This window comes from Kitasatospora sp. NPDC001664 (genome assembly GCF_053596675.1).
The window spans coordinates 17,640-39,449 of sequence record NZ_JBSFGS010000039.1 but is presented as its reverse complement, the minus strand read 5'-3'; the positions used below and the strand labels follow the sequence as shown (position 1 = coordinate 39,449).

The window sequence follows — 21,810 nt, the reverse complement described above, 5'->3', positions numbered from 1 at the left end:
CGGCGGGCACGAGCGGCCCGTCGGGCGTCAGCTTCCCGAGGCAGGCCGGGCCGGGGCAGTCGGTCCGGAACGCCCCCAGCAGTGAGGATCCGATGGAGCAGCAGGCACAGCTCGCAGGCGTCCTGGCCGTCGACGCCGGGAACAGCAAGACCGACGTGGCACTGGTCAGCGCCACGGGCGTCGTGCTCGGCCGGGCCCGGGGCGGCGGCTTCCAGCCGCAGAGCATCGGCGCCGAGGCGGCCATCGAGGGCCTGGCCCCACTGGTCGCCTCGGTGGCCGTCCAGGCCGGACTCGACCCGGTCCGGCTCGGGACGGACGGCGGGGCGCTGACCAGTCACGTCAGCGCCTGCCTGGCCAACGCCGACCTGCCGGTCGAGGAGGAGGCGCTGCTCGCCGCCCTCTCCACCCGGCCCTGGGGCCTGACCAACCACGTCGCCAACGACACCTTCGGCCTGCTCCGGGCCGGCACCGACGGCCCGCTCGGGGTCGCGGTGGTCTGCGGCGCCGGGATCAACTGCGTCGGCCTGCTGCCGGACGGTCGTACCGCGCGCTTCCCGGCGCTCGGCAAGCTCACCGGTGACTGGGGCGGTGGCGGCGGGCTCTCCCAGGAGGCCCTCTGGTACGCCGTCCGGGCCGAGGACGGCCGGGACCGGCCGACCGCGCTCGCCCCGGCGATCGCCGCCCACTTCGGGCTGCCGACCGCCGGAGCGGTCGCCGAGGCGATCCACCTCGACGAGCTGGACCAGGGCCGGCTGCACGAGCTGGTGCCGGTGCTGTTCGACGTCGCCGGCGAGGGCGACCCCATCGCCCTCGAACTGATCGACCGTCAGGCCGACGAGATCACCCGCCTCGCGGTGGTCGCCCTGCGCCGGCTCGACCTGCTCGCCGAGGCCGCCCCGGTGGTGCTCGGCGGCGGCGTCCTCGCCGCCCGCCACCCGCTCCTGCTCGACAACGTCATCGCCCGCCTCGCGGCCACCGCCCCCCTGGCCGAACCCCGCGTCGTGGTCGCCCCGCCCGTCCTCGGGGCCGCCCTCCTCGGCCTCGACCACCTCGACGCCGGGGCCGCGGCCCAGCAGCACCTCCGCAGCGCCTTCCCCACCCCGGCCCTGGCCGCCTGACGGCCCCTGTAGCCCCCGCAAGGGGGCCACAGGGGCGCGGGGAACTGCGCCCCTGTAGCCCCCGCAAGGGGGCCACAGGGGCGCGGGGAACTGCGCGAGGCGGAAGAACGAGACCCGTGTGCCGGGTACGGAGAGCCACTTGCAAGTGAGTGTCCGTACCCGGCACACGGGTCGTCGTCTTCCGCCTCGCGCCCACGCGGCGGAGCCGCACATCAGCAGGGCCCCGCGCCCCCGGGGTGACCACCTGGCTCCGCCTATGGCCGTGCGCTGAAGCTCCGCCGGTAGTCCCGCGGGGCGACCCCCACGCGGCGGGTGAAGGCCGGCCGTAGCGAGACCGCCGAGCCGAAGCCGCAGCGCAGCGCGATCTCCTCGACCGTCAGGTCCGTCTCCTCCAGGAGGCGCTGCGCCGCCAGCACCCGCTGCTCCGAGAGCCACCGCAGCGGCGGCACCCCCACCGCCTCCGCGAACCGCCGCGCGAACGACCGCTCCGACATCACCGCCATCCGCGCCAACTCCCCCACCGTCCACGGCCGCTCCAGCGAACCGAGCACCGCCGCCCGCACCCCGGCCAGCGGATCCTCGCCGGCCACCGGAACCGGCGAGGGGATGAACTGCGCCTGCCCGCCCGCCCGGAACGGCGCCGTCACCATCCCCCGGGCGATCGCGGCCGCCGCCCCCTGCCCGTGCGCGGCCCGGACCAGGTGCAGGCAGAGGTCGATCCCGGCCGCCACGCCCGCCGAGGTCCAGATCAGTCCGTCGCCGGTGAAGAGCACCTCCGGATCCACCGTCACCGCCGGGTAGCGGCGGGCCAGTTCACCGGCCAGGTGCCAGTGCGTGGTGGCCCGGCGTCCGTCCAGCAGCCCCGCCTCGGCGAGCAGGAAGGCCCCGGCGCAGAGCGAGGCGAGCGGCACGCCGGCCCGGTGCGCGGCGCGCAGTGCGTCCAGCACCGGCCCAGGGGTGGAGGCGGACGGGTCCTCGACGCCGGGGACCACCACCAGGTCGCAGCCGGCCAGCGCGTCCAGCCCGTGGTCCGGCCACCGCTCCAGGCCGCCGCCCATCCGGACCGGCCGGACATCCGGGCCGCGGTCCGGGCCACCGCCCGGGCCGCAGACCCGCAGCTCGAACTCCGGCAGTCCGGGACGGCTCCCGCCCCGCGACGCCCAGATCTCCCCCACCACCGCGTAGTCGAAGGCCCGTACACCGTCCAGCACCAGGCAGCCCACCGTTCGCATGGCAGGAATCTATCGATCACCGGCGCTCGGCCCCCTCACCGCCCTCCGGAGGCCGGCCGGAGGATGGAGCCATGACGAACACCAGCGCCTTCGACGCCCCGCTCACCCTCGCCCCCGACGCCGTGCTGATCGTGATCGACGTCCAACAGGGCTTCGAGGACGAGGAGTTCTGGGGCCCCCGGGACAACCCGGACGCCGAGCTGCGGATCGGCGAACTGCTCGACGCGTGGCAGCGCACCGGCCGCCCGGTGGTGACGGTCCAGCACGGCGCGCCGCGCGGTCCGCTCGCGGTCGGCTCCCCCGGCTACGCCCTCAAGCCCTTCGTCGCCGCCGCGGCCCCGGACCTGCACGTCACCAAGACCGTCAACAGCGCCTTCTACGGCACCCCCGACCTGCACGAGTGGCTGCGACTGCGCGGCGCCACCCAGCTGGTGGTGGCCGGCATCATGACCAACGTCTGCAACGAGACCACCGCCCGGATGGGCGGCAACCTCGGCTACGACGTCGTCTTCCCGATCGACGCCATGCACACCTTCGCGATGGCGGGCCCGGACGGCGAGCCGGTGCCGGCCGAGGTGCTGGCCCGGAGCACGGCAGCGGTGCTGCACGCGATGCGGTTCGCCAAGGTGGTCCGCACCGAGGAGGTGCTGAAGGCTGCCTGACCGGGCGTCAGCACCGCTGCCCGGATCAGAGCAGGTGGCTGCGGACCCAGGCCGCCATCAGCTCGGCGCAGCCGTCCACCGACTCGCGCCAGGTGCGGGCCGCACCCGCGCCCGCCTCGTCACTGACGTGCTTGACCAGTCGCACCGGCACCCCGGCCCGCTGGGCGGCGGTGGCCACCGCGTAGCCCTCCATGTCGACCAGGTGGGCCCGGGCGGCCAGCCGGTCGCGGGCGTCGGCGTCGGAGACGAAGAGGTCGCCGGTGGCCAGCACCGGGCCGTCGGCCACGCCCTCGAAGACGATCTCGGCACCGAAGGTGCGGCCGGTGAGGGAGTGCAGGACGGGCGTGTCCAGGTCGTGCTGGATCACCCGGGAGACCAGGTGGGTGCCCTCCAGGCCGGGGTGCAGGGCGCCCGCGGTGCCCAGGTTGACGATCTCGGAGGGCCGCTCGCCGCGGGCCAGCACGGTGGCCAGCGCCACCGAGGCGTTGACCTTGCCCATGCCGGTGAGCAGGACGGGGAGCTCGCCGCCGAGGTGGGCGGCCTCCTCCTCGACCGCGACGACGAGCAGCGGGCGGTCCGGGGCGATGGTTCCGATCAGGCGCATGGCCCCCATCGTAGGACGAACCCCTCCCCACCCCCCATGGCCTTGATCGCCAGGAACCGCATAGGGTGCGTCCGGCGTCGCCGGTAGAGCGCGGAGGCTGCCGGAAGCTCAAGAGCGGCGCAACTCGCGTGTGGCGGCCGGACCCGGCGGCCATACTGCTCGCGGGGGACGGTCCCGGAGGCGGGGCGGGTCCCAGGGGGAGGTTGGGGCAGGTGGCGACACCGGTGGTGCACGGCGGGCGTCCGCCGATACCGAGAACACCCGGCGGCGAGGCCGCGGCCGGGGCGGGGACGGAAGCAGGGACGGAAGCGGCCCGGACCTCCGGAGGTCCGGCGCGGCTGCTGGACCGGGACCGGCTGAGACGGCTGACCGGCACCGCGCCGGCGCGGCTGAGGGCCGCAATGACGGTGCTGACCGTCCTGGTGCTGGCCTTCGGGGCGCTGACCGCCTGGCAGGTGAGCGTCCGGGCCCGGGCCGCCGGGCAGGTGGTGACGCACAGTCAGCCGATGAGCCAGGACGCCGCCGAGGTGTACCGCTCGCTGGCCGACGCGGACACCACCGCCGCCGCGGTCTTCCTGCTGGCCTCCGACGCCCCTCCGGAGCTGCGCGCCCGGTACGAGAAGGACCTGGCCACCGCCGCGGAGCTGCTCGCCCGGGCCGCGGCCCGGACCGGCACCGGCGGCAGCAGCGCGCAGACCCAGCAGTGGGTGGCCGACCTGAACCGGCAACTCCCGGCGTACGCGGGCCTGGTGGAGACCGCCCGGGCCAACGACCGGCAGGGCCTGCCGCTCGGCGGGGCCTACCTGCGGTACGCCTCGAAGCAGATGCAGACCGAGCTGCTGCCGGTCGCCCAGAAGCTGGTGGAGGCGGAGAACCGACGGCTGGACGCGGACTACGCCGACGCCCGGTCCGTCCCGTGGGCCGGTGCGGTGCTCGGACTGCTGGTGCTGGCCGCGCTGGTCTGGTGCCAGGTCCTGCTGCTCCGCCGGACCAACCGGGTCTTCAACCCCGGCATGCTGGGCGCCACGGCCGCGGTGCTGGCCGGACTGGCCTGGCTCACCGTCGGCACCACCGTGGCGCAGGCGGACCTCGGCGAGAGCCGGGGCAACGGCGCCGCGCCGCTGCGGGTGCTGAACCAGGCCCGGATCGAGACCCTCCAGGCCCGGGCGGCGGAGAACCTGGACCTGGTCTCCCGGGGCGGCTCGGACGGCTACGACAAGGACTGGGCCCGCTACACCGCCGCCCTGGCCGGAGCTCCCGTGGAGGACGGCAAGGCCCGGACCGCCGTTAAGGGCACCCTGGGGCGGGCCCTGGACGAATCGCCGCGCGGGGCCCGCAACGCGGTCACGGAGGCCGCGAACGACTTCCTGCGCTGGGACGCCCTGCACCGGAAGTCCGAGAGCGGCGACGACTACGGCGCCTCGCTGCGGATCGTGGTCGGCAGCGGCGGCGGGGCGGAGAGCTCGGCAGCCGTCTTCGCCGAACTGGACCGGAAGTTGGGGAGCGCCGCGGCTGCCGAGCAGGCGGCGTTCGACCGCGCGGCCCGCGGGGTGGACGGCGATCTGGCCGCGCTGGCCTGGGGCCTCGGCGTGCTGACGCTGCTCGCGGCGGCGGGGGTCGTGGTGGGCCTGGGCCGCCGCCTGGCGGAGTACCGGTAAGGGGGAGTTGACGGTGCACACGGAACGAACGGTTCGTGGAACGACCCTCGCGGCCGCGGCGGGCGGCGTGGCGGTGGCCCTGGCCGCCGCCGGTCTGACGGTGGGCCTGCGGGCGGCCCCGGCCGGGCCGGCGGGCCCGGAAGCGGTGCCCGCCGCGGCGCTCGCCGCGCCGGCGGCTCCGGCGGCTCCGGCGGCTCCGGTGACCGAGGACTGCGCGGAGAAGACGGTGGCGCCCAGCTCCTCGCTGACGGGCCGCAAGGTCCAGGAGATCCGCAACCGCGGCACCCTGGTGGTCGGCGTGGACCAGAACAGCTTCAACTGGGGCTACCGGAACCCGCAGACCGGCCGGATCGAGGGCTTCGACATCGACCTGGCCAAGGCCGTCGCCAAGGCGGTGCTGGGCGACCCGGAGAAGATCACCTACCGGACGGTGCAGACCCCGAAGCGGATCGAGGCGATCCGCACCGGCCAGGTGGACCTGATCGTCCGCACCATGACCATCAACTGCGAGCGCTGGAAGGACATCGCCTTCTCCGCGCCCTACTTCGCCAACGGCCAGCGGCTGGTGGTCCCGAAGGCGGTGCAGGCGAGGACGGTGGCCGAGGGCCTGAAGGGCAAGCGCGCCTGCGCGGCCCAGCAGTCCTCCTCCGACACCGAGTTGAAGAAGCCCGAGTACGGCACCGCCTCGGTGACCCTGGTGGAGAACCAGCTGGACTGCCTGGTGCTGATGCAGCTCGGGAAGGTGGACGCCACCCTGACGGACGGTTCGCTGGCCGCCGCCCAGGTGGCCCAGGACCCGACCGCCAGAATGGTCGAGGAGAACCTCGGCTCGACCCGGATGGGGATCGGGCTGAAGCAGGAGGACACCGACCTGGTGGCGCTGGTCAACCAGGTGCTGGTGGACTACCGGGCGAACGGCGGCTGGCAGGCCTCCTACGACCACTGGCTGGCGGCGAGCATGGGGGCCTCCTCGGCTCCCTACCTGCCGTAGCGTCGTCGGCGCCGAGCCCGTGGATCGCGGTGCGTGGTGCGCGGCTCCTGGTGCGTGGTTCGAGGTTCGTGGTTCGAGGTTCGTGGTTCGTTCGGTGATGTGGTCTTGGTCGAGAGAGGGATGACGTGGCGTTGGCAGGAGCTGCCGGGCCGGCGATGAGCCGGGAGGAGGTGGACCGCGAGCTGGGCCGGCTGGGTGCCGAGCGCGACGCGGTCGAAGCCGCGCTGCTCTCCCTCCAGGAGCACCAGGGCCGGCGGCTGCTGGAGGGCGCCGTCCTGAGCGGGCGGACCCAGGAGCGCTGGGCGGTGGCCGAGCCCGGACTGGCGCTGCTCTGGGCGCTGTTCGACCGCTACGCCGAGGCGCTGGCCTCGGCCCGGGCGGTCCGGGCCCGGCGCAACCGTCCCGGCGGGGCGGAGCTGGCCGAGCTGACCGAGCTGCTGAGCGGCCCGGCCGTGACCGTCTCCGGCGGCCAACTGCCGGACGCCGCAGGGCCGGTGCCGGTCCGTCTGGTGGAGCAGATCAGCCTGGCCGAGCTGCTGGAGCGGATGAACGCCTGGTACGCCGCGGTCTACGAGGTGGTGGCCCCGGCGGACGCGGTCTGGACAGCGCTGCCCGCCCGGATCGACCTGCTGCTGGCCGAGCTGGGCCGGGTCCGGATGCTCTCCGGCTCGGTCGGGGTGCGCAGCGGGGCGCACCCGCTGGCCGATGACCTGGACGGCCTGGAAGGGGAGTTGACGCAGCTGCGGTCCGAGGTGCGGTCCGATCCGCTGGCGTTCTGGCGGCCGGGCCGGGTGCCCTCGCAGCGCACCGGGACCGTCTCGCCCGGGGCCGCGATGGCGGGGGTGCTGGCGGGGGCCGCGGACACCGAGCGGTTCGACCGGGCCGGCCGGGCGCTGGACGGGCTCAGACTGGAGCTGGACGGGCTGCTGCGGCTGCGCGACGAGGCCCAGGACCGCCTGCAGCAGGTCGGAGACCTGCTGCGCCGGGCCGACGCCACGCTGGCCGAGGCCCGCCGGGCCCGGGGCGAGGTGCTGGCCAAGATCGCCGCCACCGAGGTGCCCCAGGTCCCGGGACCGGCCTCGGCGCTGCGCGAACGGGTCACCCTCGCGGTCGAGTTGCAGCAGAGCGGCCAGTGGCACCGGCTGGCGCCGCTGCTGGACGCCTTGGAGGACGTGGCGGTCAAGGAGCTGGGCCGGGCCCGCCAGTCGCTCACCGAGGTGGCCCAACCGCTCGCCGTGCGGGCCGAGTTGCGCGGCCGCCTGGAGGCGTACAAGGCGATGGCGGCCCGGCTCGGGCTGGCCGAGGACCCGGTGGTGGTGGAGCGCTTCGAGAAGGCGCGCTGGCTGCTGTGGAGCGCGCCCTGCGACCTGCGCGCGGCGGCGGAGGCCGTGGTCCGCTTCCAGCAGGCGCTGCGGCCGCCCGCACCGGCGCCGGCGCCCGTCGAGCCCGCCGCGGCGGCCGCCGGACAACCACAGGACCGGATACCGGATGGACAGGGGGATGGCGTCGATGGGTGAGAACTGCGTCCGACCGGACTGCTCCGACGGGACGATCGACCAGGACGGCTACTGCGACAACTGCGGCCTGGCGCCGCTCGGTTCGACCACCACGGCGTCGACCGGCACAGCGCCGACCGGCACGGCGTCGTCGGCCACCGGATCCTCGGCCACCGGGTCCTCGGCCGGCGCGCCGGACAGCGGGCGGGTCGTCCCCGGCCTGCCGGTCACCGGGAGCGCCTGCACCCGCGGCTGCGGCGGGACCATCGACCCGGACGGCTACTGCGACGAGTGCGGTCTGGCCGCCGAGACCGGCCGGGTGAGCGCCGTCCCGTCGGCCCGGACCGGGTCGCACTCCGGCACCACCTCCTCCCGCTCCTCCCGGACCATGTCCGGCCGCTCCCGCTCGCACCGCTCCACCCGGACCGGCAGCGGCCGTTCGGTCTCGGTGCGCAGCGGCACCGGCAGCGGCTCCACCGGGACGGCGCGGCGCGGCAACCTGGGCGCGGGCCTGGTGAACGTCCCCGTGGTCCCCGCGGCCGACCCGGCCTCGGCGGTGCTGACCGATCCTCAGGTGCCGGAGCGCAAGCGCTTCTGCAGCAACTGCGACGCCGAGGTGGGCCGGGAGAAGAACGGCCGCCCCGGACGGGCCGACGGCTTCTGCACCAAGTGCGGCACGCCGTACTCCTTCACGCCCAAGCTCACCCGGGGCGACCTGGTGGGCGGTCAGTACGAGGTGATGGGCTGCCTGGCGCACGGCGGCCTGGGCTGGATCTACCTGGCGGCCGACCGCCGGGTGAACGACCGCTGGGTGGTGCTCAAGGGCCTGCTCGACACCGGGGACCAGGACGCCCTGGCGGTGGCCATCGCCGAGCGCCGCTTCCTGGCCGAGGTGGACCACCCGAACATCGTCCGCATCATCAACTTCGTCGAGCACCCCGACCTGCGGACCGGCTCCACCGACGGCTACATCGTGATGGAGTACGTCGGCGGCCTGTCGCTCAAGGACATCGCCAACGACCGCCGCACCATCGAGGGCCGACGCGACCCGCTCCCGGTCGAGCAGGCCATCGCGTACGCGCTGGAGGCGCTGCCCGCGCTGGGCTACCTGCACGCCCGCGGGCTGGTGTACTGCGACTTCAAGATCGACAACGTGATCCAGAGCGAGGACTCGCTCAAGATCATCGACCTCGGCGCGGTCTGCCGGATCGGCGAGGACGGCCCGATCTACGGCACCCTCGGCTACCAGGCCCCGGAGATCGCCACCGACGGCCCCTCGGTCGCCTCGGACCTGTACACCGTGGCCCGCACCCTGGCCGTGCTGACCTTCGACTTCCAGGGCTACAACACCCGCTTCCGGTACGAGCTGCCCGGCCCCGAGCAGGTCGAGCTGTTCGCCCGGTACGAGTCGTACTACCGGCTGCTGGTCCGGGCCACCGACCCGGACCCGGCCCGCCGCTTCGGCTCCGCCGAGGAGATGGCCGGGCAGCTCACCGGCGTGCTGCGCGAACTGCTCAGCCTCCAGGACGGCCGCCCCCGGCCCGCGCTCTCCACCCTCTTCGGGCCGGAACTGCGGGTGGTGGACCGCGAGCTGACGCCGGCTCCGCCCGCCCCGGCCGCCGCCGCGCTCGCCCTGCCGGTGCCGCTGGTGGACCCGTCCGACCCCTACGCGGGCCTGCTGGCCACCCTCAGCACGAGCGGCCCCACCGAGGCGCTCGCCGCGCTGGCCACCGCTCCGTCCCCCTCGCCGGAGCTGCGGCTGCGCGCCCTGCGCGCCCATCTGGAGCGGCTCGCCGGGGACCCGCGGACCCCCGAGCCCGCCTCGGTCGTCATGGTCCCCGGCGCACCGCCCGTGCAGGTCCCCGCGCCCGGCTCGCGGGAGGCCGCCGCGACGGTCGCCGCCGAGCAGGAACTGCTCGCGCTGGAGCAGGACCACGGGGACGACTGGCGGGTGGTCTGGCACCGGGGCCTGTTCGAGCTGGTGGCCGGCCGGGCCGCGGCGGCCGCCGAGTCCTTCGACGCGGTCTACGACGCCTTCCCGGGCGAGCAGGCCCCCAAGCTGGCCCTCGCGGTCTGCGCCGAGCTGCTCGGCAACGGCGAGGACGCCGCCGAGTTCTACCGCCTGGTCGGCACCACCGACCGCGGCTACGTCAGCGCCGCCTTCGGCCTGGCCCGGGTGCTGCTGGCCGCCGGCGACCGGGAGGGGGCGGTCCGGGCCCTGGAGAGCGTGCCGGAGTCCTCGGCGCACTGGACCTCCGCCCGGGTCGCCACCCTGCGGGCCCGCCTGCGCGGCCGGCCCGCGACCGACCCGCTCGGCCCGGAACTGGCGCGCTGCTCCGAGCAGCTGACGGCGCTTCCGCTGGACGCCCGACACGCCGAGGAGCTCTCGGTGGAACTCCTCGAGGCCGCCCTCGGCTGGGTACTGGCGGGCTCCCCCGCCGACGCCGCGAACGGGACCGGGAACGGGGCCGGGAACGGCGCCGGGAACGAGCCTGCGAGCGGAGCCGGGAAGGCCGGCGGAGGTGCCTCCACCGGTACGATCGACGTGCTCGGCCGACCCGCCGTTGAACGGGAACTGCGCTTCGCCCTGGAACACTCCTATCGAGTACTGGCACGGTTGACCGACCGCGCCGAGATCAGGATCGAGATGGTGGAGCGGGCCAACCGTGCCCGCCCCCGGACGTGGGTGTGAACCGATGCCGCAGCAGACCGTGTGCCCGAGCTGTGCCGAGCCGCTGGACCCCGAGGACGACTACTGCGGCGCCTGCGGCGTCGGCGTGACCGACGCCACCGCCCCGGTGCCCGCCGCTTCCGACGGAGCGTCAGCGGCCGTGCCCTGCGTGCACTGCGGAGCGGCGGAGCTGACCGCCGACGGCTACTGCGAATCCTGCGGCGGCGTGCAGCCCCGCCCGCGCGACCACCAGGAGCGGGAGGTGGAGGGCGTCGCCGGGGTGACCGACCGGGGGCTGCGGCACCACCGCAACGAGGACGCCTTCACGGTGGCCGCCACCCGGCTGCCCAGCGGCGAGCCGGTCGCGCTCGCGGTGGTCTGCGACGGGGTGTCCTCCTCGGCCCGGCCCGACGAGGCCTCGGAGACCGCCGTCCGGGCCGCCTCGGCGCACCTGCTCGCGGCGCTGGAACGCGGTCAGCGTCCGGACCAGGCCATGCGGGAGGCGATCGGCGAGGCCGCGAAGGCGGTCAGCGAGCTGGCCAAGGACGGCGTCCGCACCCCCGGCGGCAGCCTCAACGCCCCGGCCTGCACCTACGTCAGCGCGGTCTCGGCCGCCGGGCTGGTCACCATCGGCTGGGTGGGTGACACCCGGGCGTACTGGATCCCGGACGACCGCGAGTCGGCCGTCCCGTACCGGCTGACCGAGGACGACTCCTGGGCGGCGCGGGTGGTGGCGATCGGCCTGATGGACGAGGCCGAGGCGTACGCCGACCCGCGCGCCCACGCGATCACCGGCTGGCTCGGCGCCGACGCGGAGGACCTGGAACCGCACACCGTGAGCTTCACCCCGCACGTCCCCGGCGTGCTGCTGGTCTGTACCGACGGCCTGTGGAACTACGCCGAGGCCGCCGCCGACCTGGCCGAGCGGGTCCGCCCGGACGCCCGGACCGAGCCGCTCGCCGCGGCCCGGAACCTGGTGGAGTTCGCGGTGGCCGCCGGCGGGCACGACAACATCACCGTCGCGGTGCTGCCGATCAGCCCGCCGCCGGAGTCCTCGCTCCAGACCGTTCCCCTCCAGGCCGGCGCCGCGACCGGTGCCGCACCGCTCCACTCCGACCCGACCATCCAGCTCCAACGGCCCGCCGACCAGACCCTCCAGCTCCAGCTCCAGCTCCAGCTCCAACCGGCCGACCGGGCCTGACGACCGGTCACCCCGGGGCCGGCGCCCCCGGCCCGCGGCCGTCGGCCCCGGCCACCCGCTCCCCCGCGCCCGTGCCCCACCACCGACCCAGCGAACCCGCGATCACCCGATCCGCACGACAGGAGCAACGATGGCCGTTCTGTCCCGGTCCGAGCCGAGTTTCAGCGTCGACGTCTTCCAGAACGAGTACCTCGCCGAGGGCGCCCGCGAGGTGAACGCGATCGTCACCGTGACCGCGACCGGCGGTGGCACCACCGGGGGGCGGCCGGTCTCCCGGGACGCCGCGGAGGGCGCGGGCGGCGCGGGTGGTTCCGGCGGCGCGGGCGGCGCCCAGGCCGCCGTCGTGATCATGGTGGACTGCTCGGGGTCGATGGACTACCCGGCCGAGAAGCTGCGCAACGCCCGCGCCGCCACCGCCGTCGCGGTGGACACCATCCGGGACGGCGTCGCCTTCGCCGTGGTGGCGGGCACCCACGAGGCCACCGAGGTCTACCCGGGCGGCGGAAAGCTCGCGGTGGCGGGCGAGGCCACCAGGGCCCAGGCCAAGGAGGCCCTGCGCAAGCTCTCCGCCGGCGGGGGCACCGCGATCGGCACCTGGCTGCTGAAGGCCCGTCAGCTCTTCGCCAGCCGCCCCGAGTCCACCATCCGGCACGGCATCCTGCTCACCGACGGGCGCAACGAGCACGAGAAGCCGGGCGGCCTGGAGGGCGCCCTGGAGTCGGCTGCCGGGTACTTCACCGTGGACTGCCGCGGCGTCGGCACCGACTGGCAGGTGGCCGAGCTGCGCAAGATCGCCTCCGCCCTGCTCGGCACCGTGGACATCGTCGCCGAACCCTCCGGCCTGGCCGAGGACTTCCGGCAGATGATGGAGGCCGCGATGGGCAAGCAGGTCGCCGACGTGTCCCTCCGGGTCTGGACGCCGGCCAACGCCGTGGTCCGCTACGTCAAGCAGGTCTCCCCCTCGCTGGAGGACCTGACGGACCACCGGTCCGAGGCCGGACCGCGCGCCGGGGACTACCCGACCGGCTCCTGGGGCGACGAGAGCCGCGACTACCACGTCTGTGTGGAGGTCCCCTCCGCCGAGGTCGGCAACGAGATGCTGGCCGCCCGGATAAGCCTGGTGCTGCCCCGACCGGACGGCAGCACCGAGGTGCTCTCCCAGGGTCTGGTGCGCGCGGTCTGGACCGACGACCTCGCCTCCACCACCCGGATCAGCCCGCAGGTCGCGCACTACACCGGCCAGGCCGAGCTGGCCTCCTCCATCCAGGAGGGCCTGGAGGCACACCGGGCCGGTGACCTGGACCGGGCCACCGCCAAGCTGGGGGCGGCGGTGCGGATCGCCCACCGGACGGGGAACGACTCCACCTACAAGCTCCTGCAGAAGGTGGTGGACGTGGTGGACCCGAAGGAAGGTACCGTTCGGTTCCGTAAGAACGTGAGCGAAGCCGACTCGATGACGCTGGAGACCCGGTCCACCAAGACCGTCCGGGTGAAGAAGTGACGGTCCGGTGAGACCGGGCCGCTCGTGCTGGACTCTGCTGGAACGTGACGTCGCTGGAATGTGGGGGACCTGATGCCGATCTGCCCTAGGGGCCACGAGTCGCAGGCCGAGGACTGGTGCGACTTCTGCGGCTTCCCGATGACGCCTCCGCCCGGGCTGGCCGTGCCGGGCTCGGCCGCACCGTTCGGCAGCGGGCACACTCCCGCGCCGGGCACGGGGGCGCCGCCGACCGCCGCACCGCACCTGCCTCCGGTGTCGCCGGTCGCACCGGTGTCCCCGGTGGCGCCCGCACCAGCCGTCGCTCCCCCCGCGCACTTCGGGCGCCCGGATGACCCCTACGGCGCGGGCGCACCGCAGCACACCCAGCCCGGCCGGCCCGACCCGTACGCGGCCCACCCGGCGCAGCCCCAGGGCCACCAGGCCCCGGGACACCCGGCGCCGCACCAGCACCAGGCACACCAGCACCACGGGCAGCAGCACCAGGCGCACCAGGCCGCCGCGTACCAGCCGCAGCAGTCACAGCAGCCGCATTCCGCGCCCTACCAGCCGCACCCTCAGCAGTCCGACCCGTACGCCCAACCCCCGGGCGGAGCTGGGCAGTTCGCCCCTCCGGCCGGCCCCGGCGCGCACGCCCCGCACCCGGCCCACCCCGGGCAGGCCGGGCACCCCGGGCAGGCACCCGAGCTCACCACCGACCTGGTCACCTGCCCGATCTGCCGGACCCCGCAGACCGGCCGGTACTGCGAGGAGTGCGGCTTCGACTACGCCCTCTCCAACCCCGAGGCCCAGCACCCCGGCGCCGGTCGTCACCCCGGCTTCCCGCCGCCCGCGCCGGCCCCCGCCCCGGGGCCGTACCAGCCACCCGTGCCGGCGCCGGCCCCGGCGCCCGACCCCTACCTGCCCCCGGTGCCGCCGCCCGCGCCGAGCCCGGAGCCCTCGCCGTTCCCACCGGTCGGCACCCAGGGCGCCCCGGCCGCACCCCCCGTACCCGGGGTGCCCGGCGTGCCCGGCTCCCCCGCGGCGCCGGGGCCGTTCGGTGCGGGCGATCCGTTCCGCAAGCACGAGCGGTTCGCGGAGCCGACCGGCGCCGAGGCCCTGCAGACCTTCGACTCGGGCCCGACCTACGCCCAGCCCGGCACCGCCCCCGGTGACGAGTTCGGCACCTCGTTCCACCTCCAGCCGCCGGCCGCGCAGCAGCCCCCGGCCGCTCCCGTCCGGTCCACCTGGATCGCGGTGGTCAGCGCGGACCGCGACTACTTCACCGACATGATGGCCCGCAGCGGCCCGGAGGCGGCCGGGCTGTTCTTCCCGCCGTACTGCCCGGAGCGGCGGATACCGCTCACCGGCCGGGGACAGCTGCGGATCGGCCGCCGCAGCCAGCACCGGGGCACCGTCCCGGAGATCGACCTCTCCGTCCCGCCGGAGGACCCGGGCGCCTCGCACCAGCACGCCCTGCTGGCCGAACAGGCCGACGGAAGCTGGGTCCTGGTGGACCAGGACTCGACCAACGGCACCACGGTCAACGGCGGTGCCGAGCCCGTGCCCCCGCACACCGCCATCCCGCTCAACGACGGCGACCGCGTCCACATCGGCGCCTGGACCACGATCACCCTGCACCGCTCCTGACGGCCTGTACGCCAGGACCCGCACCACCCCGGCCCGCAGCACCCCGCCGCCCCGGCGGCCGCGCACCCGACGTACCACGGTCCTAGGCCGATGGACCTGGTGTACGGCCGCCGGGGCGGTCTGCGACCATGGTCAAGTGACTGACGAGGTGACCTTCTTCGACCAGGTCGGCGGCGAGCCGACGTTCCGACGCCTGGTGCACGTCTTCTACCAGGGCGTCGCCGAGGACGAGTTGCTTCGCCCGATGTATCCGGAGGAGGACCTCGGCCCGGCCGAGGAGCGCTTCGCGCTGTTCCTGATGCAGTACTGGGGCGGCCCCCGCACCTACAGCGAGGAGCGCGGCCACCCGCGGCTGCGGATGCGGCACGTCCCGTTCAAGGTGGACCGTGCCGCCCACGACGCCTGGCTGCGCCACATGCGCACCGCCGTCGACTCCCTGGAGCTCCCGGCCGACGCCGAGCGCCAGCTCTGGGACTACCTGACCTACGCCGCCGCCTCGATGATCAACACCCCGGGCTGACGCCGGAGGGGTCGGGTCCGATCGGGTCCGCGCAGGTCCGCCCCGACCCGGCCCGACCGGCGCGGGCCGGTCAGCGCAGCGGGCTGAGGCCCAGACCCGCGCCCGGAGCGGCGGCCGCCCGCAGCGCGACGGAGCCGGCCGGAGTGCCCAGGCGCAGCCAGGCCCCGGAACGATGGGCGGTGACCGGCCCACCGGGGGCGAGGAAGCCGATCACCTGGGCGGCGTGCGCCGCACGCAGCGGTAGCCCGGGAGCCGCGGTCAGCGGGCGGGACCAGATCTCGTCGGCTAGGCCCTCCAGCACCGACCGGCTGCGGTGGTGCTCCGGCACCTCCGCGCTGCGCTGCTTGAACTCCTCGATGGCGGCGGCCAGTTCGGGCGCCACCTCGGCGGCGGCGGTCTCGGCGATCCGCTCCCAGCCGGTCCGCGGCGGGAGCAGCCCGGCCCAGGCCGGGCCGGTCACGGCGGCGGGCAGGCGCAGCTCGTCGGCCGCCTCGTCCAGTCCGTCGAGCAACTGCCCGGCGGAGACGGTGAGGTCGAACTCCGGGGCGCCCGCGCCGAGCCGGACGCTGCGCACCGCGAGCACCCCGGTACCGCCCAGCGGAAGCCGGCCGAAGACCGCGAGCACCACACCGCCCGCACCACCGCCCTCGGCGCCGCCGCCCGCCGGACCACCTGCCGCGCCGCCACCCGCCCGCACCGCCTGCAGCCGGACGGCCGCAGCCCGGTCGAAGCGCAGCAACCTGCTCAGGAAGGCGGCCAGACCGGCGGCCTCGCCCTGGTCGGCGAGCGGGAGCGGGGCAGGGGTGGTCAACGGATCAGCTCACTCATGGGGGGCGGCTCCGCGCGGGGCTGCGACGCGTACGAGGCGGCGACGCGCGGGAGGCGGCGACGGGAGGGCCCGCCGGACGGGTCCCGGGGCGGGCGGTGACGGAGGGGCGGGCGGTGACGGACCGTCAGGCGGGCCGGGATCAGGCCCGGGCCCGGACCGCGACGGGCGCGCGGGCTCAGGCCGCGGCGGCCGCCACACCGGGCGACCGGTCCCCGACCTCGTCGGCGTCCTCGGTGAAGCGGCTCAGGAACTCGCGCTCGACCGGGCTGATCCGGCGCGGGCGACCCTCGGCCAGGTCGTAGGGGACGACCACGGTGGAGGCGCGGACGTAGACCGTCTCGGTGCCGTCGGCGGCGGTGTCCTTGATCTCGTAGGCCACGGTGAGCGAGGCCCCGCCGATCTTGGTCACCCAGGTCTCCACGGTGACCGGCTCGGGCCGGTGCACCAGCGGGCGCTTGTAGTCGATCTCGTGACGGGCCACCACCGAGCCGCCCGCGAACTCCCCGGCGCCGGCGGCGGCGGCCTGGGTGAACATGAAGTCGATCCGGGCCTCCTCCAGGTAGCGCAGGAAGACCACGTTGTTCACGTGTCCGAAGGCGTCCATGTCGGACCACCGCAGGGGGCAGGCGTAGATGTGGCGTGCCACGGTCGATCTCTCCTCAGGTTTCCGGTCGCCCGTCGGCCGACGTGACCCGTCGGCAGCTTACGGGCGGCGGTCCGGCAGCCCGCCCGCGGGGCGGGCTGCCGGACGGGGCGCACCGACCCGTCAGTCGCGGGTCAGCTTCTTGTAGGTGGCCCGGTGCGGGCGGGCGGCGTCGGCGCCGAGCCGCTCGATCTTGTTCTTCTCGTACGACTCGAAGTTGCCCTCGAACCAGAACCACTTGCTGTCGCCCTCGTAGGCGAGGATGTGGGTGGCCACTCGGTCCAGGAACCAGCGGTCGTGGGAGATGACCACGGCGCAGCCGGGGAACTCCAGCAGCGCGTTCTCCAGCGAGGAGAGGGTCTCGACGTCGAGGTCGTTGGTGGGCTCGTCGAGGAGCAGCAGGTTGCCGCCCTGCTTGAGGGTCAGCGCCAGGTTGAGACGGTTGCGCTCACCACCGGAGAGGACCCCGGCCGGCTTCTGCTGGTCCGGGCCCTTGAAGCCGAACGCCGAGACGTAGGCGCGGGACGGCATCTCGACCTGGCCGACGTTGATCCAGTCCAGACCGTCGGAGACGACCTCCCAGAGGGTCTTCTTCGGGTCGATGTTGGCCCGCGACTGGTCGACGTAGCTGATCTTGACGGTCTCGCCGACCTTGACCGAACCGGAGTCCGGGGTCTCCAGGTCCTGGAGCATCTTGAACAGCGTGGTCTTGCCGGCGCCGTTCGGGCCGATGATGCCGACGATGCCGTTGCGCGGCAGGGTGAAGCTGAGGTCGTCGATCAGGACCTTCTCGCCGAAGGACTTGTTGAGGTGGTCCACCTCGATCACGACGCTGCCCAGGCGCGGGCCCGGCGGGATCTGGATCTCCTCGAAGTCCAGCTTCCGCATCTTGTCGGCCTCGGCCGCCATCTCCTCGTAACGGGCGAGGCGGGCCTTGGACTTGGCCTGGCGGCCCTTGGCGTTGGAGCGGACCCACTCCAACTCCTCCTTGAGCCGCTTGGCGCGCTTGGCGTCCTTCTGGCCCTCGACCTTGAGACGGGACTGCTTGGTCTCGAGGTAGGTGGAGTAGTTGCCCTCGTACGGGTACGCGCGGCCGCGGTCGAGCTCGAGGATCCACTCGGCGACGTTGTCCAGGAAGTACCGGTCGTGGGTGACGGCGACGACGGTGCCGGCGTACTTCTCCAGGTGCTGCTCCAGCCAGTTCACCGACTCGGCGTCCAGGTGGTTGGTGGGCTCGTCGAGGAGCAGCAGGTCGGGCGCCTCGAGCAGCAGCTTGCAGAGCGCGACGCGGCGGCGCTCACCACCGGAGAGCTTGGTGACCGGCCAGTCGCCGGGCGGGCAGCCCAGCGCGTCCATGGCCTGCTCCAGCTGGGCGTCGAGGTCCCAGGCGTTGGCGTGGTCCAGGTCCTCCTGGAGGGTGCCCATCTCCGCGAGCAGCTCGTCGGAGTAGTCGGTCGCCATCAGCTCGGCGATCTCGTTGAAGCGGTCGAGCTTGCCCTTGATCTCCTTGACGCCGTCCTGGACGTTCTCCAGGACCGTCTTGGTCTCGTCGAGCGGGGGCTCCTGCAGGAGCATGCCGACGGTGAAGCCCGGCGACAGGAAGGCGTCACCGTTGGAGGGCTGGTCCAGCCCGGCCATCATCTTCAGCACCGTGGACTTACCGGCGCCGTTGGGGCCCACGACGCCGATCTTCGCCCCGGGGAGGAAGCTCAGCGTCACGTCGTCAAGGATGACCTTGTCGCCATGGGCCTTGCGCACCTTGCGCATGGTGTAGATGTATTCCGCCACGTGAGATCGCTCCGGCGTCGTCGTGTGAGATGGGGACCGCCCCGCAACTACGGGGAGCCGAACATTCGGCTTGCAGCGTTCCATTCTGCCGCAACGCGGCACCCGCCCCGAACCGCCCTTCCCCGGACCGGCCCGAGTTGCCGCGGCGGGCCCGGCCGGGACGGCACCGGCCCCGTCCCCTCGACTGCGGAGGGAACGGGGCCGGTGCGGGGGCTCAGCCCTCGGCGGGCTGAGTCACCGTCAGGCTCAGGCGCGGCTGTGGCGGCCGCGACGGCGCAGGGTGTAGACCGCGGCGCCACCGGCGATCACCAGCGCACCGGCGATGCCCGCGAGCAGCGGGGTCTGGCCGCCGCCACCGGTGTTGGCCAGGACCGGACCGCTCGGGCTGGCCGACGGGGTCGGGGTGGCGCTCTTGCTGCCGGAGACGGACGGCTTCGGGCTCGGGGTCACGGCGGTGTCCGTCTTGCAGTTCAGGACGCCCTTGAACTCCTCGAACTTGCCGCCGCCCAGCGGGACCTTGATGTTGTACGCGGTGTCCTCGGCGACCTTGACCGGGACGCTCTTGCTGGCGCCCGGCGGGACGGTAACGGTCTGGCCGGCCAGCGTGAAGGTGTAGTCCTGGTCACCGTTGTTGGCGACGGTGACCACGACCGCGCCCTGGATGCAGTCGATCTTGGCGGAGGGGGCCGGGATCGGGCCGGTGGGGGCCCAGTTGACCGTGACGGAGGCGGCGGCGTTGACCGGCTGCGAGCCCGCCAGGATCAGGGTCTGGCTGTGCTTGTTCTCCTTGCCGACGCCGACGAAGGCCCGGCCGACGGAGACCTCGGCGGCGGTGGTGGTCGCCTTGATGGCGGCGCTGCCCGCGGCGGCACCGGCGGCGCCGGCCTTGGCGAAGACCTGGTCGCCGTTCTTGGCGCTGGTCACCGGCTTGCCGCTCTTGTCGGTGATGGTCAGGCCGGCCTTGGTGCCCGCCTCGTCCAGGGCCAGCGAGACCGCGGTGCCGTTGGTGGTGACGGTGATCGGGCCGAGCAGGTCGCCGCTCTTGCCCGACACCGAGGCCGGGTTGAGGGTGAGGGTCGGCTTCGGCTCCTCGAGCTTGACCGCCTTCTGGCTCAGGTAGTCGGCGAGCTTGACGGCCTTCTCGTTGTTGATCGGGGTCGCGTTGACCCCGTCGGAGAGGCGCCAGATCGCGGCCTGGGTGGCGACGGCCGCGTCGTCCTCGGTCAGGCCCTCGATGCCGCTGGAGGTGGAGAGCGCGGCCGGCTTCACCAGCGGGTAGGAGTTCTTGAGGATCCAGAGGATCTTCCCGGCCTCGGTCGGCTTGTCCGCCAGCGAGGTGGCGGACCAGCCGGTCTCGCTGTAGTCGGCGCTCTCCTGGGTCGGGTTCAGGAGGTCGATGCAGTACGTGTCGAGGGTCTTCTCGTCCTCGGTCATGAGCTGCAGGATGCCGCCCTGGACCTTGTGCTCCTCGCCGTTGCGGTCGTACTTGATGCTGCCGCTGTGCCGGACGCCCGGCAGCAGCTTGGCCTTGGTACCGGTCGAGCTCGGCGTGTCGGCCGCCGACGCGGCCGTGGCCATCGCTCCGCCGACGAGCATGCTCGTCGCGAGCATGACAGAGCCTATGCGGGAGAACGCCCGCCCCTGCTTGTGGAACATCTCGACCCCTCCGGGCTGGGCGTTGCCGATGGCAGCCCGCCTTGCAAAGCGACGCACCCTGTGACACCGCCGCACCTGTGTTGAACCAGACGCATCCTATTGACCGACGGGCGCCAGCAAACCTCCGTGCCGAACCAGGACGGTTCCGTATCTATATTGTTATCAAGCAGCTGATCACAACGGTGTACTGACGATCCGCCAGATTCTCACGATCAATCAGGACGGTTTCCGCTTCGGCACTCCCGCGGCCGGGAAGTGTCCGGAGTCGGTCGGAGCCCGGCTCATCCGGCGACTACTCGATCACCTCCCGCATTTCCGTCACCCGCCTGCTCCAACTCCCGCACACCATCGGCCCCTCCCTCCCCATCCGTCCCACCCGCACCAACCGCCACCGGGACCCGCACCGACTCCGCCACGGCCGCCCGCCTGGAGTCCAGCGCCGCGACGATCCACCCCGGCACCGCCTGCTCGGCCGGGGCCGGCTCGCGCCCGCCCGGCTGCGACGGCGGCGGCCCGGCCGCCGGATCGTCCCGACCCGAACGGCCGCCCACCAACTCGGGTTTGGCCTGCACCGCCCAGCGGAACGCGGTGGTACCGCGCCCGAGGTCGTGACCCACCACCCGGGCGTCGATCTCGACCACGCAGTGCCGCTTCTCCGGCTCGCCCCACTCCCTGACCCTCAACCGGCCGCTCACGACCACCGGATCGCCCTTGCTCAGCGAACTCACCACATTGGCCGCCAGCCAGCGCCAGGCCTTCACCGTGACCCAGCTGGTGTCCCCCTCCACCCAGTCGCCCTTCTCCCGGTCGTAGCGGCGCTCGGTGGCCGCCATCCGGAAGTTGGCCACCGGAACCCCGGCGGCGGTCTGCGAGTAGTTCACCACCGTCGCGACATTGCCGATCATGGTCACCATCGACTCGTTCACCGGAACACCCTCCGTCCGTCGGGAATCACCCTGCGGAATCGCCCGCAGAACCGAGGGTTCCCCCTCCGCGGAAATGCACGGAGAAGTTCCGAAATCCTGTGGACAACCCGGGCATGGGGATAACCGATGTCACTCTCCGGAGTGAATCAATCGCATTTCCGACTGACCTGACGCCAGCTTTTCGGGGCCATGACAACATCCTCGCCCCGACGCCCCCGGCCGCCCGCCCGCCGACCCTCCCCGGCCCCGCCGCCGGTCGGTGCGCCGCCCCGGCATCCCCGCACGTCACCCGGTGCCCACTAGGCCGAAAACCTCCCCCACCCGGCCACCGGGCACGGGCATTCTCCGCACCGAATCCATAACAGGTGGGGAGACAGCCCCGTAACGACTGCACAACGTCCGCCGCCAGAAGCCGTCAGAGCGCTGCGCACCCGGCCGCCACCTGCGATTATCGGACCGCTCAACCGGCTCGACACACCCGGCACGGTGCTTGAAGACCCGGACGAGTATCTGGGCTCCCTTATCCTGTCCCGGACCTCGCACGCCGACCGAAGCCCTCCCCGGGCGGATGTCGCCGCGCCCCCATAGCTCAGCGGATAGAGCACCCGCCTTCTAAGCGGTAGGTCGCAGGTTCGAATCCTGCTGGGGGCACCACCGCGCCACGGCGGGCCCGCTCCGGCCACCGCCG

At 74.0% G+C, this 21,810-nt stretch carries 17 protein-coding genes and 1 tRNA gene; 11 read left to right on the top strand and 7 right to left on the bottom strand.

Going from position 1 to position 21,810, the window contains the following annotated elements:
- Positions 1-92 precede the first annotated feature (92 nt).
- The gene (locus tag ACWCYY_RS35960) at positions 93-1,118 is read left to right on the top strand and encodes an N-acetylglucosamine kinase (RefSeq protein ID WP_345288569.1); all 1,026 of its coding nucleotides are present in this window, start codon (positions 93-95) and stop codon (positions 1,116-1,118) included.
- Between the two features lie 254 nt (positions 1,119-1,372).
- On the opposite strand, the gene ACWCYY_RS35955 is transcribed toward ACWCYY_RS35960, so the two are convergent.
- Entirely contained in the window at positions 1,373-2,350 is a 978-nt protein-coding gene (locus tag ACWCYY_RS35955; protein WP_449798457.1) for a GlxA family transcriptional regulator, read from the bottom strand.
- A 71-nt stretch (positions 2,351-2,421) separates the two neighbouring features.
- Between ACWCYY_RS35955 and ACWCYY_RS35950 the strand changes: the two genes are divergently transcribed.
- On the top strand, positions 2,422-3,012 hold the full coding sequence (locus tag ACWCYY_RS35950) for a cysteine hydrolase family protein (protein ID WP_449798456.1): 591 nt from the start codon (positions 2,422-2,424) through the stop codon (positions 3,010-3,012).
- A 25-nt stretch (positions 3,013-3,037) separates the two neighbouring features.
- On the opposite strand, the gene ACWCYY_RS35945 is transcribed toward ACWCYY_RS35950, so the two are convergent.
- Positions 3,038-3,616, bottom strand: coding sequence for a nucleosidase (locus ACWCYY_RS35945; RefSeq protein WP_449798455.1), 579 nt, complete (start codon positions 3,614-3,616; stop codon positions 3,038-3,040).
- A 401-nt stretch (positions 3,617-4,017) separates the two neighbouring features.
- On the opposite strand from ACWCYY_RS35945, the gene ACWCYY_RS35940 reads away from it, so the two are divergent.
- From ACWCYY_RS35940 to ACWCYY_RS35905, 8 genes are all read left to right on the top strand, one after another.
- Entirely contained in the window at positions 4,018-5,274 is a 1,257-nt protein-coding gene (locus ACWCYY_RS35940; RefSeq protein WP_449798454.1) for a hypothetical protein, read from the top strand.
- Positions 5,275-5,287: 13 nt separating this feature from the next.
- Entirely contained in the window at positions 5,288-6,265 is a 978-nt protein-coding gene (locus ACWCYY_RS35935) for a glutamate ABC transporter substrate-binding protein (protein ID WP_345288563.1), read from the top strand.
- 155 nt (positions 6,266-6,420) lie between these two features.
- A complete protein-coding gene (locus ACWCYY_RS35930; RefSeq protein WP_449798453.1) occupies positions 6,421-7,782 on the top strand; it encodes a hypothetical protein in 1,362 nt (453 codons plus the stop codon).
- A complete protein-coding gene (locus ACWCYY_RS35925; RefSeq protein ID WP_449798452.1) occupies positions 7,775-10,453 on the top strand; it encodes a tetratricopeptide repeat protein in 2,679 nt (892 codons plus the stop codon). Before ACWCYY_RS35930 ends, ACWCYY_RS35925 begins: the two co-directional genes overlap by 8 nt.
- A 4-nt stretch (positions 10,454-10,457) precedes the next feature.
- A complete protein-coding gene (locus tag ACWCYY_RS35920; protein ID WP_449798451.1) occupies positions 10,458-11,633 on the top strand; it encodes a protein phosphatase 2C domain-containing protein in 1,176 nt (391 codons plus the stop codon).
- Between the two features lie 130 nt (positions 11,634-11,763).
- Entirely contained in the window at positions 11,764-13,134 is a 1,371-nt protein-coding gene (locus ACWCYY_RS35915) for a vWA domain-containing protein (protein ID WP_345288557.1), read from the top strand.
- Between the two features lie 72 nt (positions 13,135-13,206).
- Positions 13,207-14,760, top strand: coding sequence for an FHA domain-containing protein (locus tag ACWCYY_RS35910; RefSeq protein ID WP_345288556.1), 1,554 nt, complete (start codon positions 13,207-13,209; stop codon positions 14,758-14,760).
- Positions 14,761-14,896: 136 nt separating this feature from the next.
- Positions 14,897-15,280: a globin gene (locus tag ACWCYY_RS35905; RefSeq protein WP_345288554.1), complete on the top strand. Its 384-nt coding sequence runs from the start codon at positions 14,897-14,899 to the stop codon at positions 15,278-15,280.
- 70 nt (positions 15,281-15,350) lie between these two features.
- Here the strand turns inward: ACWCYY_RS35905 and ACWCYY_RS35900 are convergent, their stop codons facing one another.
- From ACWCYY_RS35900 to ACWCYY_RS35880, 5 genes are all read right to left on the bottom strand, one after another.
- On the bottom strand, positions 15,351-16,091 hold the full coding sequence (locus tag ACWCYY_RS35900) for a hypothetical protein (protein ID WP_449798450.1): 741 nt from the start codon (positions 16,089-16,091) through the stop codon (positions 15,351-15,353).
- A gap of 193 nt (positions 16,092-16,284) precedes the next feature.
- Positions 16,285-16,755 (bottom strand): acyl-CoA thioesterase, encoded by a 471-nt coding sequence (locus ACWCYY_RS35895; RefSeq protein WP_345288551.1) that lies wholly within the window; start codon positions 16,753-16,755, stop codon positions 16,285-16,287.
- A 120-nt stretch (positions 16,756-16,875) separates the two neighbouring features.
- Positions 16,876-18,540: an energy-dependent translational throttle protein EttA gene (ettA, locus tag ACWCYY_RS35890; protein ID WP_345288550.1), complete on the bottom strand. Its 1,665-nt coding sequence runs from the start codon at positions 18,538-18,540 to the stop codon at positions 16,876-16,878.
- Between the two features lie 246 nt (positions 18,541-18,786).
- On the bottom strand, positions 18,787-20,151 hold the full coding sequence (locus tag ACWCYY_RS35885) for a Cys-Gln thioester bond-forming surface protein (protein ID WP_345288549.1): 1,365 nt from the start codon (positions 20,149-20,151) through the stop codon (positions 18,787-18,789).
- Positions 20,152-20,477: 326 nt separating this feature from the next.
- Positions 20,478-21,122 (bottom strand): single-stranded DNA-binding protein, encoded by a 645-nt coding sequence (locus tag ACWCYY_RS35880; protein ID WP_345288548.1) that lies wholly within the window; start codon positions 21,120-21,122, stop codon positions 20,478-20,480.
- A 578-nt stretch (positions 21,123-21,700) separates the two neighbouring features.
- On the opposite strand from ACWCYY_RS35880, the gene ACWCYY_RS35875 reads away from it, so the two are divergent.
- Positions 21,701-21,776: transfer RNA gene (locus tag ACWCYY_RS35875), tRNA-Arg, on the top strand.
- The last annotated feature ends 34 nt before the right edge of the window (positions 21,777-21,810 follow it).

Bases quoted from the DNA above. Each gene is read 5' to 3' on its own strand.
- ACWCYY_RS35920 (WP_449798451.1), top strand. From the start codon at position 10,458: ATGCCGCAGCAGACCGTGTGCCCGAGCTGTGCCGAGCCGCTGGACCCC.
- ACWCYY_RS35910 (WP_345288556.1), top strand. From the start codon at position 13,207: ATGCCGATCTGCCCTAGGGGCCACGAGTCGCAGGCCGAGGACTGGTGC.
- ACWCYY_RS35950 (WP_449798456.1), top strand. From the start codon at position 2,422: ATGACGAACACCAGCGCCTTCGACGCCCCGCTCACCCTCGCCCCCGAC.
- ACWCYY_RS35945 (WP_449798455.1), bottom strand. From the start codon at position 3,616: ATGCGCCTGATCGGAACCATCGCCCCGGACCGCCCGCTGCTCGTCGTC.
- ACWCYY_RS35955 (WP_449798457.1), bottom strand. From the start codon at position 2,350: ATGCGAACGGTGGGCTGCCTGGTGCTGGACGGTGTACGGGCCTTCGAC.
- ACWCYY_RS35915 (WP_345288557.1), top strand. From the start codon at position 11,764: ATGGCCGTTCTGTCCCGGTCCGAGCCGAGTTTCAGCGTCGACGTCTTC.
- ACWCYY_RS35930 (WP_449798453.1), top strand. From the start codon at position 6,421: ATGAGCCGGGAGGAGGTGGACCGCGAGCTGGGCCGGCTGGGTGCCGAG.
- ACWCYY_RS35940 (WP_449798454.1), top strand. From the start codon at position 4,018: ATGACGGTGCTGACCGTCCTGGTGCTGGCCTTCGGGGCGCTGACCGCC.
- ACWCYY_RS35925 (WP_449798452.1), top strand. From the start codon at position 7,775: ATGGGTGAGAACTGCGTCCGACCGGACTGCTCCGACGGGACGATCGAC.
- ACWCYY_RS35885 (WP_345288549.1), bottom strand. From the start codon at position 20,151: ATGCTCGCGACGAGCATGCTCGTCGGCGGAGCGATGGCCACGGCCGCG.
- ACWCYY_RS35960 (WP_345288569.1), top strand. From the start codon at position 93: ATGGAGCAGCAGGCACAGCTCGCAGGCGTCCTGGCCGTCGACGCCGGG.